Source organism: Pseudarthrobacter sp. R1 (assembly GCF_024494415.1).
Lineage (GTDB): Bacteria > Actinomycetota > Actinomycetes > Actinomycetales > Micrococcaceae > Arthrobacter.
The window spans coordinates 576,972-590,758 of the sequence record NZ_JAMKFI010000009.1 but is presented as its reverse complement, the minus strand read 5'-3'; the positions used below and the strand labels follow the sequence as shown (position 1 = coordinate 590,758).

At 60.3% G+C, this 13,787-nt stretch carries 8 protein-coding genes and 1 pseudogene; 8 read left to right on the top strand and 1 reads right to left on the bottom strand.

The genetic code is table 11. The features are described from left to right. Positions 1-965 precede the first annotated feature (965 nt). From M8J71_RS20095 to M8J71_RS20085, 3 genes are all read left to right on the top strand, one after another. Positions 966-2,147, top strand: a complete 1,182-nt coding sequence (locus M8J71_RS20095; RefSeq protein WP_256249559.1) for an ABC transporter substrate-binding protein — start codon at positions 966-968, stop codon at positions 2,145-2,147. 147 nt (positions 2,148-2,294) lie between these two features. After that, positions 2,295-3,143 carry a carbohydrate ABC transporter permease gene (locus M8J71_RS20090; RefSeq protein ID WP_256249558.1) on the top strand — a complete coding sequence of 283 codons (849 nt, stop codon included), beginning with the start codon at positions 2,295-2,297 and terminating at the stop codon, positions 3,141-3,143. A 56-nt stretch (positions 3,144-3,199) separates the two neighbouring features. Next, entirely contained in the window at positions 3,200-4,009 is an 810-nt protein-coding gene (locus M8J71_RS20085; RefSeq protein WP_256249557.1) for a carbohydrate ABC transporter permease, read from the top strand. A 307-nt stretch (positions 4,010-4,316) separates the two neighbouring features. Here the strand turns inward: M8J71_RS20085 and M8J71_RS23720 are convergent, their stop codons facing one another. Continuing rightward, positions 4,317-5,252: a nuclease-related domain-containing protein gene (locus M8J71_RS23720; protein ID WP_374114871.1), complete on the bottom strand. Its 936-nt coding sequence runs from the start codon at positions 5,250-5,252 to the stop codon at positions 4,317-4,319. A 1,307-nt stretch (positions 5,253-6,559) separates the two neighbouring features. On the opposite strand from M8J71_RS23720, the gene M8J71_RS20080 reads away from it, so the two are divergent. From M8J71_RS20080 to M8J71_RS23715, 5 genes and pseudogenes are all read left to right on the top strand, one after another. Further along, positions 6,560-6,691, top strand: a complete 132-nt coding sequence (locus M8J71_RS20080) for a hypothetical protein (RefSeq protein ID WP_256249556.1) — start codon at positions 6,560-6,562, stop codon at positions 6,689-6,691. 166 nt (positions 6,692-6,857) lie between these two features. Continuing rightward, positions 6,858-9,101, top strand: coding sequence for a glycoside hydrolase family 2 TIM barrel-domain containing protein (locus M8J71_RS20075; protein ID WP_256249555.1), 2,244 nt, complete (start codon positions 6,858-6,860; stop codon positions 9,099-9,101). Positions 9,102-9,329: 228 nt separating this feature from the next. Beyond that, a complete protein-coding gene (gene aceA, locus M8J71_RS20070; RefSeq protein ID WP_256249554.1) occupies positions 9,330-10,646 on the top strand; it encodes an isocitrate lyase in 1,317 nt (438 codons plus the stop codon). Positions 10,647-10,726: 80 nt separating this feature from the next. Then, a complete protein-coding gene (gene aceB, locus M8J71_RS20065) occupies positions 10,727-12,367 on the top strand; it encodes a malate synthase A (protein WP_256249553.1) in 1,641 nt (546 codons plus the stop codon). Positions 12,368-12,705: 338 nt separating this feature from the next. Then, positions 12,706-13,046: pseudogene (locus tag M8J71_RS23715) on the top strand (Re/Si-specific NAD(P)(+) transhydrogenase subunit alpha); the annotation flags it as partial. Between the last annotated feature and the right edge of the window lie 741 nt (positions 13,047-13,787).

Sequence of the window (13,787 nt, the reverse complement as noted above, 5' to 3'; positions counted from 1 at the left end):
ACCGTCTTGTTCTCAGGCACCCGTCGAGCCGCAAGAGGAACTTCGTCAACTCCTGCCGCAAGCGAGTCTCATCGAGTCCGGCTTCTTTGGCCTACTTCGATGATTCTCGGGCTACCGCACCTCGGTTTCCTGCCGTTCGACTGGCAGAGTGGGATGTGAGACATCATGAGCGACTGTCAATAAGATGGAAATTTCGCCCTATTCTGACGCCACGTGATCGTTGCTTTGAGTTTCGGGTGCCAGGCGAGGCCGGCCGATCGGCGGTCTCAAGTGGCCCCGTGCTCCCTGCGAGGCCGTCCAATGCGGCTCTTCGGCGAGGCGATCTCCGAGAACCTGAGCGGGTGCGAGGGGACACTCCTACGGTTCCTGCTCCCCTGGGGCTAACGCGATCACTAGTTGACCGAATCATCGTTATCGGCGTTTTTATATTGGTCCGGGGAGTGCCTGCGCGGTTCCGGATTCCGACGCGAGCAGCAGCCATCAGATACGGCTGGTACTTCCGGCTCACTTTGACGAGACGGGATCGGAATGCGACCAGGAAGCCATGCGGGTGCCATGAGCTCTAGGTCTGATGTGGCCGGGGTCGGCAGTCCTTGAGGGTCATGTGTGTGGAACCGAAGGAAGCGTGGAAGTGTCCGTGGAGCGCCGTCAACCCGAGCTAAGTCTTGCTTGAGGACGGTTAGAGCGAGCCTTTGCCCACTAACGCCTCAGGCCGTTTTTCATATGAGCGAAATACGATTGACTATTTGTAATGCGTCGGTCATAGTCTTAGACAACCGGAACGGACTTTGTTAGGCAAAAGCCGCCTTTGAGAGGACTCGATGATGACTCCCCAATTAATGATGATGACCCGCCGTAGGCTACTTGCCCTAGGCGCAGGGGCGACGCTTACCGCCTTCCTCACCAGCTGCAGCTCCGGAGGCGGTGGCGGCTCGAACGACGCGGGAACGATCAAATTCTGGAACATGCCATGGGGATCGCCAGCGTTCAATGTTGTGGACAAGGAGATCACCGAGGGATTCCAGGGCGAGGGTGGCCGCCGCGCCGAGTACCAGGTCGTGCAGTGGAGTGCCTTCGCACAGACGTTTGCGACCGCTATCGCGTCGAACACTGGCCCTGCCGTGTCGTCGGGTAGCTCGACCATGGCATTCCAATACGCCGCGCAGGGAAAGATTGCGTATGCGGACAACCTCCTGAAGAAGTGGAAGGAAAACGGGCTCTACGACGACTTCCTCCCGGGTCTCTTCGACCGCCTCAAGATCGACGAGGGGTACGTCGCGATTCCCTACACCCAGGACGTTCGCGTGCTGTGGCAGAACAGGAGGCTCCTCGAGCAGGCCGGCGTGGAGACACCCACTGACTGGCAGTCCTACCTCGACGCCTGCGAGGGGCTGAAGAAGATCGGAGTCTATGGATTCGGCACGGCCGGCGGCGCCGGAAGCTCCCTCGCCGCGCAGACGATCCAAGGCCTCATGATCAACAACGGTGGCGGGCTGTTCGACGAGGAACAGCAGCCGAACTGTGTGACGCCGGAGAACATCGAAGCTGTCGACTTCGTCCTCGAGCTCGTTCGAAAGGGGTACTCGGACCCCGCGTCGGTCAGCTACACCCTGGAGAACAAGGTGAACTCTTGGGCCGAGGGGCGGTTCGGGATGGGCTGGGACGTGCCGACGGTCGGCCGCCTCACCAACCCGAACTCTCCCACCGCCGCCGACATCGAACTCAACCCTCCCCTGACGAGCCCGAACGGCACGAAGGGTGCTCTGGCGTTCCTTTCGAACATCATGATGCACACGAACACGCCCAGCCAGGAGGCCAGCGAGGAGTTCATGACCTATTACTTCCAGAACATGTCACGGCTCTGGACCGAAAACACCGGGCTGGGGCTGCCCGTTCTCAAGTCCACTACCGAGACACCGGAGTTCAAGGCCGACAAGGTGGCCTCCAGGGTGCTGGAGGAGTGGCTGCCCATCGGCAAGACCTATGGCGCGCCGGGGAACCAGGGAATCTTCGAGAACGTCATCGCGGTCGACGGTACCCAGCCTCCCATCGACTTCGCCCAGGCGATCCTCCAGGGCAACACCGACGCCCGCACGGCGCTGACGACCCTGCAGAAGGCCATCATCGACACGCTGCCCAACAAGTAAGTGCCGGCCAGGCTTCTCACACCATCGACGCCCAATGAAAGAGGAGCGCGCTGAATGACGGACGTTCGGGCAGTGCACACGACACCTCCCACGACTGCGGGGCGCCCCGAGGGGCAGAGGCGCGGCCGGCCTCTACCCTCAAAGGGCTTGCTACTGATCGCGCTGGCGATGCCGTCGGTGGTGCTGCTCCTGCTCATCAACCTCTACCCGCTCGGCTACGCGGGGCTCCAATCCGTGCGCGACGGCGATCTCATCGCGCCTGGAAAATTCGTCGGTCTCGAGAACTACGCGTACGTCCTCGGGCAGCCGTCGTTCTTGCGCGCGGTACTTTTCACCCTGGTCTTCACGATCGTTGGGGTTTTCGGCAGCTGGCTGGTCGGTCTGGGCTTCGCATTGCTTCTTCAGACCGTCATTCCTGCGCGGCCGCTGTTCAAGACCCTGCTGCTTCTGCCATGGGTGGTTCCCATAGTCGTGACCACAACGGCCTGGAACTTCCTGGTGGCCACACCGCAGAGCCTTCTGCCGGCAATCGGGCAAGCCCTGGGATTCCCGAGTGCTCTGTTCCTCGCCGATCCCGTGCTCGCTCAGATCACGGTGTGCATGTACAAAGTCTGGGTCAGCTTCCCGTTCATGATGATGATGACCTCGTCCGCCCTCGCCTCAGTCGACACCAACGTGTACGAAGCGGCCAAGGTCGACGGCGCCACGAGGTGGCAGACGTTCCGGAAGATCACGTTGCCGCTCATCGCCCGTCCCACCTACGTCAGCTGGGTGCTGATGACGATCTTCTGCGTCAATGACTTCCCGACCATCTACCTTCTCACTCAGGGCGGACCGACGGGGGCCACGACCACGTTGGTCGTGCTCGCCTACCAGACGGTGTTCCAAAACTTCCAAGTCGGCCACGGCGTCGCCATCGCCTTCCTCATGACGACGGCGCTCATCCTCGTGTCCGTAGTTTTGTTCCGCCAGATCCGAAAGGCGCACATCGAATGAGCACGTCTCCGATTAAGACCACGAATCTGCCCGCCGTACGCCCTCGGGGAGCGTCGGTGGCCTCCCCCGATCGAGGAAAATGGTGGCGATTTCTGGTCATCTCCGTGGCCACAGCCATCGTCCTTATCCCCGTCGCCCTAGTGGTCTTTCTCTCGGTACGCGCAGCACCTGGCTCCCCTGCAAGCATCACCTTCGAGAATTTCCGGAGTGTCTTCCAGGAGACGGACGTCCTAACGTGGCTGAGCAACAGCCTCGTCGTCACGCTGTGCACGGTGACGGTGTGTATCGTGGTCGCAGCGCCAGCGGGATATGCACTCTCGCGGGGCCGGGGACGCGCCGTTTCGGCGTACTCGCTCACCCTTTTCGTCCTCCAGTCACTGCCCGTCATCACCGCAATTGTTCCGCTCTTCATCCTCTTCGCGGGTCTCAGACTGGTGGATAACCTCGTCGGTGTCACAATCGTCTACGTCGGGGTCTCCCTTGCGGTCGCGATCTGGATGCTCGCCGCGTACTTCGATTCGATCCCTATCGCGCTAGAAGAAGCGGCCTGGGTCGACGGCGCCAGCATGTTCGGCAGCTTCACACGAATCGTACTTCGCAACTCCATGCCCGGTATCCTGTCGACCGCGATCTTCTCATTCGTGGTCGCGTGGAACGACTATCTGGTGGCCGTCATCTTCCTACGCTCTTTCGGTAACTACACGCTACCCGTCGGGCTGCAAACTTTCTTCCAGCAGAACTCGACCGAATGGGGCCTCGTGATGGCCGTGGCCGTGGTCATGATGGCTCCACCTGTGTTGCTCTTCGTTTTCCTGAACAGGTACTTCAGCGTGGGCGGCATCGGCGGATCGCTGGCTGGCCGATAACCACCAGCGCTACACGAATAGTCGTACGTGCCAAGTCGGAGGACCCGTTAGCAAATGGCCATGCACTACAAATATTCCGATCAGGAACAAAGTAGATGAGAGAGCGGGCCCTACTTTGCCTTCGGGTGTTTCTTCTCCAAGTACCTTTGATCAGCCTATAGACGCAACCAACTTCATGATGGGCGAAGCCATTCATGTCAAAGGCGAGCTCTACATGGCCGGCTGACCCGCGATCCAGTAAAATCCTGTGCATTTGGAACAAGCGCGCGTGCGGAGGATCGACTCTGTAAGCAACCAGAACCCCTTGTTACAAAAGGCGCGACGCGATTGCCCACAGAAGCGGCATCCCAGCTACGAGCCCAATGAGCCAACCGACTTGGCGACTTCTTGAGGTGTCCACTGCTCGCTGTAGGGCACTGAAAGCGTCCCCAATGTGTGCAGGATCCGAGGTTTTTACAGGTGCATCGGGCCACGTTCGGGGCTCTACTGCAACCTCACTCACCTGCTGCAGCTGCTGTGGAGCCAGAATCCTCGGCCTCGCGTTGAGCCAACCCAGAAGTTGGCGGTCCGTGAGAACAACAACATCGGAGGGACCTTCTTGAATGGTCACGCTCTTCGCGTGCACTATGACAATGATCCCGGTTACGGGAACCTGGCCGCTTACGTCTGTGGCAAGCTGCAATGCGACCTTCGATGCTTCGCACCTGGCGATGCCTATGTGCTTTTGCTCCTCGCTCGAAACAATGACGGGCTGACCGGCGACCCACGTTGCCTCGCAAGTAGCCCACATGGTTTGTCCACTAACGCACACAGCCTGGCCGATATAACTTCTGGTCCTCACCGTATACACGCCGCCCGGCCCGATCACCACGTGGTCTACGTCGTCGGAAGAACCAGCACCAATCGGTACCGAGTGCAGGACGGTCCATTCGTGGCTTAACTGTTCAAGCAAGCGGCCAACGGCCACTTGCCCAACAGCTTCCCTATACCGAGATTGACTGCTCGGCCGCCACGGATCGACGCCGAGAATCCGTCCTACAAGTGGCCAGGGGTCCACCTTCTTTTGCCCTGCCAAAAGTTTCTCGATAGATGATTGAGCAACGATACGACCGTGTACGTCCTGTGGAACGGCCGCTCCGCCGGAATGTCCCAGATTGATGCTGCGGTATTCCACAGGTTTCCCTTCTCTGCAGGGTGATGCGCCCCTTTTAAGGGACGCTGATTGACTGCTGTGAGTGTTCATGATTGTGACCAGCGCGGCGTGAGGCGCCTCGGACAACTCGACTCGTAGGGCAAAGAACTGCGCTCACGTCGGGAGTTCCGCTACAACCAACTTCTCCTCCATGAGATGTCTGATATCTCTCGAGTCCAAGCGGTAACAGTAGTCAACACCGCTAATCCGCCACGTTGTTTTCAAGGGATCGGCCCTGAAAAGCAGTAGTTTAAGGAAACGCTCAGGATGAATTACCTACTCAAAGATATCATCTTCATCTGAAGTATGAGCGATATTATTTCAAATAGTTAACAACAGCATCCACCGACAGGAAGGCAGATGTCTGGCTTTGGGGCCCTTCACGCACTACAGCGAAATCTACTCAGCTTTTTGAAAGGCCCGGCTGATGAAGCAGAGGCCGGGGGAATGTGCGCGATTACCGCGCCTGATCAAGCTAGCCGGCGAACCCCTCCTCCGGCCCGGCATTGGGCTTGAACCGCGACCGCCATTCGTAGCCAAAGACTCGGAGCGGCCGCGCCCGCCTCCGCCCGAGAGAACTGAGCTACCAATTTCCGGGACTCTCGGCAGTGAGTTGGCTGGGGCTGAGAACTCGCTCCGTGACGGATTACGGGATCGGGCCGGCGGTCGGGAACGGATCCTGCCTCATGGATGTCTGCGGCCCCTCAGGCAGGCCTTCGGGTGCGATACGCTGCAGCAGAGCGTCGTACGCCTTCTGCAAGGTTTCCCCGCGGGCCTCCGCTGAGGATAATCTGTTACGCAGCTCCGCTGCTTCCCTCAGAGCTTCCCTTTCCGCTGCCCGCGCACGGCTCAACTGATCCTGGTCGGAGACCTGCCGCTCCTCGAGTCGGCTAATACGGGCAACGAGTTCCGTGTCTGGCTTCTCTGTTCCACCCGTCGAGGGAGCCTGCGCGGTCGAGGTGCCTTGCCCCCTTGGGGTGACGTGTGCCTCTTCCCATTCCCTCAGGTATCGGGTTGCGTCTTCGCTGCTAACACCAGCCGTCGCCTGCACCATTGCAACAGTCGGGGGGCACTCAAAACTAATCAGATCAGCTGCAGAAAGCACACGATCCCGCGCACTCATATTCATGATGAACCTTCCGAACGGTAGGTGTGTCCCAGTCAGTTACTTCGATCATCAGCAGCCAGTGGCCAACCGGGGCATCATCGGGCGCCGAACAACATCATCATTGTCCGGTTACAAGTTTGCGTTTCAGGCTAGCAGCATATTCGGCACTCTGGATCCTAACGCGCGGGGTACCTGCCGAACAGGTAACCGGCGGGAGGCAAAAGGACGCCGCAGCAGTCCAAACGACGACTTGAGGCGGGTGTCGGGTGTCTGGAGTGGCGAACTGATAGGAATTGACGACGCTCGGCAGCCTTTGCCGGGCGTGGCCCTGGGCCTGGGCCTGGGCCTGGGCCTGGGCCTGGGCCTGGGCCTGGGCCTTTAAGCATTCGCCGCACCAAGCCCGGGCAGTAAGTAACAACACCGTCCGGTCTTCGCGCCCGGACGAAACAAGCAGGAGTAGACTCGCTACAACCATATGAAATCATTTTCAAATCCCACAGTTTTTTGATACCGTCGTTGGATCACGATCACTGGGCAGGAGAACAACGTTGTTAGAGTCCACCGCAGAAAAAACGTCAAATCGTCTCACTATCAGCCTGGATGGCATATGGGAAGTGGAAGAAGGGAATAGCCGAGAGGAAGTCCCCGCCACATTCGCCCATCAGGTGCATGTTCCTGGCCTGCTCTCGGCCGCCGAGCCGCCCTTTGCGGACGTAGGCAAGTTTTCGAGCGTCGAAGGGCAGTACAACCGGCAGCTGCTGAGTTTTCTTACAGACGGCACGTCGAGCCCTGAGATCGACGAAGCTGCAAAGAACTCGAAGGCCGGAGGTGTTTCGTACCAGGATCGCGAGTACTTCTGGTATCGCCGTTCCTTCACAGCTCCGTCGGCGCGGGATCATGCAACCCTTTCCGTTCTAAAGGCACAATTCGGCTCCGAAATCTGGGTCAACGGCGTCAAGGTGGGAAAGCGGGAAGCCTGCTTTACAGCCGGAAGCTACGATCTGTCGGAGGTGATTCGATGGGGTGAACAGAACGAATTGCTTGTCCGAGTGGGCGCTCATCCGGGTGTCCTTCCCGCCGGTGGCCCGCGAACCTACGACTTCGAGAAAGAGTTTTGGCATCCCGGAATCTGGGACAACGTGGAGCTTCACTGCTTCGACGGACCGTCAATCCGGTCGGTCCAGGTTGCGCCACGTTTGACCCCACGGGAAGTTGTGATCGAGACTGTCGTGGAAAACCTTGAAGGCTCCCCCGCTGTGGTCTCACTCGAGCATCGGGTCCTCACCGTGGACATGAACGAGTCGCTCGGAGATTTCCGCGAAACGCTGCACCTGGACCCCTATGAGCGGACTATCCATCGTTGCACGATTCCCGTCCCTGACGCGCGGCTGTGGAGTCCAAGTTCGCCCACGCTTTATGTACTCGAAAGCACAACATCTGGTGACTCTACCCTGACCCGTTTCGGTGTTCGCGAGTTCCGCTTCGACACCCCAACGAAACGTGCCTACCTCAACGGTAAGCCAATTTTTCTGCGCGGCTCTGCCCTAGCCCTTCATCGGTTCTTTGAAGATCCAATGTGCGGCTCCCTTCCATGGAACGAAGACTGGGTTCGTAAGCTCCTGGGTGACGGGCCTAAAAAGATGAACTGGAATGTGCTGAAGTTCACTATCGGTCCCGTTCCCCGGAAATGGCTTGATATCGCTGATGAACTCGGGATCATGGTGAATTATGAATTCCCAATATGGACGCTGCACCCCGAATTGTTTTTTGGATACCGGAAAGAACACGACCGCGCTGTGGTCAAGCAAGAGATGGGTGATTGGGTAAAGGAAAACAGTAATCACCCGTCAATTATTTGGTGGGCCAGTAGCCTCGAGACCGTAGCGCCATGGCTTGGTAAGGAAATAATCCCTGAAGTGCGAAAGCTCGATCTTTCCGGCCGAGCATGGGGAGACAGCCTTAATCCACCACCGGGCCCGGACGATCCGACCGAAGCCCACCCCTACGAGTTCTCGTCAAACGGCAACGCTCAAACTCCCAACTTCGACATGATTTCTCTCGAGAACAGAGGAGCTTTTGAAGGGCCTCATCTTGGGTCCGCGCCAAGCGGCCACGCCTCCATCGTGGGCGAATACGGGTGGTTATGGCTCACACGAGAGGGAGATCCGACGCTATTGACCCAACCGATTTACCCCACGTTGCCATATCCGACAGCGACCGCGGAACAGCGAATTAAAACCGCATGCTACCTTCTTGCGGGCTTGACAGAGTACTGGCGTTCGTACCGACACCACGCGGGGGTTCTTTTTTACGGATACCTCGCCAGCAGCAGGCTAGGCGGATATACATCGGATTACTTTGCGGACATCGAACGCCTGCAACTTCACGCAGACTTTGAAGACTACGTAGGGGAATCCTTCAAACCACTAGGCGTCTACCTCAATTTCTGGCAGCGCACGCTTCAAGTTGGAACGCAACGAACGATAGATGTAATGCTCTGCAATGACGAGGCCGAAATCAAGGAAGGCAATCTTCGTCTGACCCTCGAGGGATCAAACGGGCAAATCGAGCTTGCGGAGGAACGTTTCCTTCTGGGCAGCCTGGGGCAGCACACAATCCGTTTCAATGTAACTCTGCCGGCAAAGCCTGGCACCTACACGCTACAGGCGTCGGCTACAGCGGCCGACGGTTCCTCTACGGTCAGCCGGAGGTGGCTGACCTTGCAGGAAGAATCGGTGCAGCCCTCCGCAATCGTAGACGCTCAGTTGGGACAAGCGTTCGAGCTGAGCTGAGTTGAGCAAGCAAAACACTCTCCGCAAACCAATATCTCATAGCCTTCGCGGTACCGAATCTTAGAGAACCCGCCGACCCGCCGAATCCCGGCGGGTCGGCGTCGGCCTTACTTTGGTCGCTCGCAACGCCGACTGCCTATAACGGCGGAAAGCATGAACAGACAAATGGACCGGATTGCACAGCCGCAATCATGGAACCAGACAAACAGCATGATCAGGAGATCAACGATGACGGCTTCATTTGAACCCGCAGAACAGTCCGCAGAGCAGCAGGCCGCAGCGCTGGAACTTGAATGGACCGCCAACACGCGTTGGGAAGGTGTGACCCGGGACTACACGGCCTCCGACGTCGTCCGTCTCCGCGGCCGCGTCTCCGAAGAGCACACCCTGGCCCGCCGCGGTGCCGAGAAGCTGTGGAAGCAGCTCACCGAAGAGCACAAGACCGGCGGCTACACCAACGCGTTGGGCGCCCTCACCGGCAACCAGGCAGTCCAGCAGGTCAAAGCTGGGCTCCGGGCCATCTACCTTTCCGGCTGGCAGGTCGCCGCGGACGCCAACAATTCCGGCCACACCTACCCGGACCAGTCCCTCTACCCCGCCAACTCCGTCCCCACCGTGGTTCGCCGGATCAACAACGCCCTGCTCCGGGCCGACCAGATCGAATTCTCCGAAGGCGTCCAGACCGTCGAGGACTGGCTGGTCCCGATCGTCGCCGACGCCGAGGCCGGCTTCGGCGGCCCGCTGAACGCCTACGAACTCATGAAATCCATGATCCAGGCCGGGGCCTCCGGTGTTCACTGGGAAGACCAGCTCGCCTCGGAGAAGAAGTGCGGCCACCTCGGCGGCAAGGTCCTGATCCCCACCCAGCAGCACGTCCGCACCCTGAACGCCGCCCGCCTGGCAGCCGACGTCGCCGGCACCCCGTCCGTGGTCATCGCCCGCACCGACGCCGAGGCAGCAACCCTGATCACCTCCGACGTCGACGAACGCGACCAGGAATTCATCACCGGCGAACGCACCGCCGAGGGCTTCTACAAGGTCCGCAACGGCATCGAACCCTGCATCGCACGCGCCAAGGCCTACGCCCCCTACTCGGACCTGATCTGGATGGAAACCGGCACCCCCGACCTGGAACTGGCCCGCAAATTCGCCGAAGCCGTCAAGGCCGAATTCCCGGACCAGATGCTCTCCTACAACTGCTCACCCTCGTTCAACTGGCGCAAGCACCTGGACGACGCCACCATCGCCAAGTTCCAGCGCGAACTCGGCACCATGGGCTTCACCTTCCAGTTCATCACCCTCGCCGGCTTCCACGCCCTGAACTACTCAATGTTCGACCTCGCCCACGGCTACGCCCGCGAAGGCATGAGCGCCTACGTCGAACTCCAGGAAAAGGAATTCGCCTCCGAATCCCGTGGCTACACCGCAACCAAGCACCAGCGCGAAGTCGGCACCGGCTACTTAGACGACATCGCCACCGCGCTCAACCCGAACGCATCCACCCTCGCCCTGGTCGGATCGACCGAAGAAGACCAGTTCCACTAAGACTATTCGGCTGACTGGCAGCAGGCGACGCGGCGCGTGGCCTGCTGCTCTTCAGTTGTATCTGCACCAGGAGAATTTTAATGAACAGTATTACCATCCAGGGCGTCACCCTGAAGGCGCAGCCCGTGCATCGTCAGAATCAGGTACTGACTCTGGACGCTTTGGAGTTCGTGGCGAAGCTGCACCGGGCTACTGCCGAGCGTCGGCAGGAACTGCTGCAGGCACGCCGGACCCGGCGGGCTGACATTGCCGGCGGCCAGGATCCGAGGTTCCTGCGGGAGACCGAGCACATCCGCAACGACCCGTCCTGGCGGGTCGCTCCGCCGGCACCGGGGCTGGAAGACCGGCGGGTGGAGATCACCGGCCCGGTGGATAAGAAGATGACCATCAACGCCCTGAACTCCGGCGCCAAGGTCTGGCTGGCGGACATGGAGGACTCCTCCACCCCCACCTGGCGGAACGTCATCAAGGGCCAGCTGAACCTCACCGACGCCCTGGAACGCCGGATCGACTTCACCAGCCCCGAGGGCAAGGAATACAAGCTCCGCCCCGCCGGCGAACTGCCCACCATCGTGGTCCGCCCCCGCGGCTGGCACCTGCCCGAAAAGCACATGCTCATCGACGGCGCCCCGATCGCCGGCGGCATCGTGGACTTCGGCCTGTTCTTCTTCCACAACGCCCGCCGCCTCCTGGCCCAGGGCAAAGGCCCGTACTTCTACCTGCCCAAGATCGAGAATCACCTCGAAGCCCGGCTCTGGAACGACATCTTCATCCTCGCCCAGGACCTGCTCGGCATCCCGCAGGGCACCATCCGCGCCACCGTGCTGATCGAAACCATCACCGCAGCCTTCGAAATGGAAGAAATCCTCTACGAACTGCGCGACCACGCCTCCGGCCTGAACGCCGGCCGCTGGGACTACATCTTCTCCCTCATCAAGAACTTCCGCACCCGCGGCCCCCGCTTCGTCCTCCCGGACCGCGGCCAGGTGACCATGACCGCACCCTTCATGCGCGCCTACACCGAACAACTCGTCCGGGCCTGCCACAAACGCGGCGCCATGGCCATCGGCGGCCCTGCCGCATTCGTGCCCAGCAGAAGGGACGCGGCGGTAAATGCTGATGCTTTTCTCAAGACCCGTACAGATAAACTACGGGAAGCGGATGACGGGTTCGACGGCTCCTGGGTGGCCCACCCCGACCTCGTGCCGGTCTGCCGCGAGGTATTCGACTCAATCCTGGGCGAAAAGCCGAACCAGCTGGATCGTACCCGCGAGGACGTCACCCCTGATGACCGGGCCCTGATTGACGTGGCCGCAACCCAGGGCACCATCACCGAACAGGGCATCCGGAACAACATCGAAGTCGGGATCCGCTACCTCGAGTCCTGGCTGCGCGGCAACGGCGCTGTTACCATCCACAACCTGATGGAAGACGCCGCCACCGCCGAAATCTCCCGCTCCCAGCTCTGGCAGTGGATCTACGCCCGCGCTATTACCGACCACGGCGAAATCATCACCCACCACTGGATCGAGGAACTCCTCGATGAAGAGTTCGCACGGCTCGAACGCTTCGATGGCGACCGCTTCGAAGACGCCCGCGACATCTTCGAAGAAGTCACCCTCGCCCGCGACTTCCCGTCCTTCCTCACGCTCCCCGCCTACGCCCGCTACCTCACCGAAGCCCGCGAAAAGGCAACTGCTGAAGAAGTCGCCCTGGCCTAAGCCAGGCGGCCCCCGGAATTCCGGTTTGGAAAATGCCGAGCACGTGGCGGCTCTCGCTGTAGTTGCTGTTGCCCCAAGAAGGGGACACATAACCACAGCCGCCACCAACGAAAACACTTTCGCCCAGGCGTTCTTGCAGTGGATGACCTGGGCACAACCAAAAACCGTCCCTAATCTGTGAGCCAACCATCAACCGGTCGGCTTGAGCTGGGAGCCCTCTAAAGAATAAACAACACCAGTTGTATCCGGGGGCGAATCTCGCCGAACCGCGTGAATGATGAGAAAGAACTATTGTGACAAGAATCGGGATTGTGGCTGAGTGAGGCCAGGAATCGAGGGTGGCGGCTACGCCTGTCACCGTCGGGCAGTTGCTGGAACTGGGCTACGACGTGGTCGTCGAAAAGGGTGCCGGGGAAGGAGTATCCTTCCGTGATAAGGCATACGCTGCTGCTGGCGCCGTGGTTGTTGGCGCCGACGAAGCCTGGGGCTGCGGATCAATCCTCCCACCGAGGACGAGATCGCCCGGTTGGCGGACGGCGCAACTCTGATTGGGATGCTTGCCCCTGGCCTCAAGCCGGATCTCGTTGAGGCCTTGGCGGCCCGGCCGCTCACAGCCCTCGCTCTGGACGCCGTTCCGCGGATCTCACGGGCGCAGTCGATGGACGTGCTCAGCTCGCTGGTGAGGGAATGTTCGGGTTCGACTGGTGTGGGTGTTACCCAGGGTTGCCGGGAGCGGTTGTAGAGTTCCCCGATCCAGCATCCTGTTTCCTGGATCGCATCCTGCCTGGTTGCCCACCGGCGGCGGTCTCCAACACGGCCCTGCCTGGGTGGATGACCGCTGTCACGAGCCCGTCCCGCAGCCTGGCCGTGGAGCGGGCACAGCGCGGCACCTGCGGGGTTCATCCGAAGAACGGCGGCCGGCCGTACGCGACTTCCTCGCAGTACCAGCGGTACTTGTACCAGAGCATGTCCGCCGGCCCGGCGACGGGAATATCGCGGAGTCGTTGAAGGCGGCGTTCTTGCCTCCGGGACGCGATGACTCGCGTAGCCCGGGGCTGGTCGGCTTTGACATCTGCGCCGGCCGGCCATCGCTCATCGGATCTAAGGTGTCAAGCTGCGGTGAGCGTTTCTTCCGTCCTGCGATTCTCTTCACCCTGCCGACTAGCGTGTCATTTCCAGCGCTATGACGTCGTCTAGTGCTCACCTACCAGCGGCTCGGATACCGAGCTGTCCCGAACGGGCCAAACGGTACACTCCCATTAGGCTCGTGGTCCTGTTCCAGGTTGAATGCTTAGCCTTGATCCACCGATCCGCTTGCGCTGGTCCCGCTGGATGCGGTTTTTGGTGGTTTGCGGGCTGAGGGCGTGCTGGGGTGCCCGGCCTTGCTGCCTTTGGTGTTCCACTGGTGGTCCTGGTTGCG

Bases quoted from the DNA above. Each gene is read 5' to 3' on its own strand.
- M8J71_RS23720 (WP_374114871.1), bottom strand. From the start codon at position 5,252: ATGAACACTCACAGCAGTCAATCAGCGTCCCTTAAAAGGGGCGCATCA.
- aceB (WP_256249553.1), top strand. From the start codon at position 10,727: ATGAACAGTATTACCATCCAGGGCGTCACCCTGAAGGCGCAGCCCGTG.
- M8J71_RS20095 (WP_256249559.1), top strand. From the start codon at position 966: ATGCCATGGGGATCGCCAGCGTTCAATGTTGTGGACAAGGAGATCACC.
- aceA (WP_256249554.1), top strand. From the start codon at position 9,330: ATGACGGCTTCATTTGAACCCGCAGAACAGTCCGCAGAGCAGCAGGCC.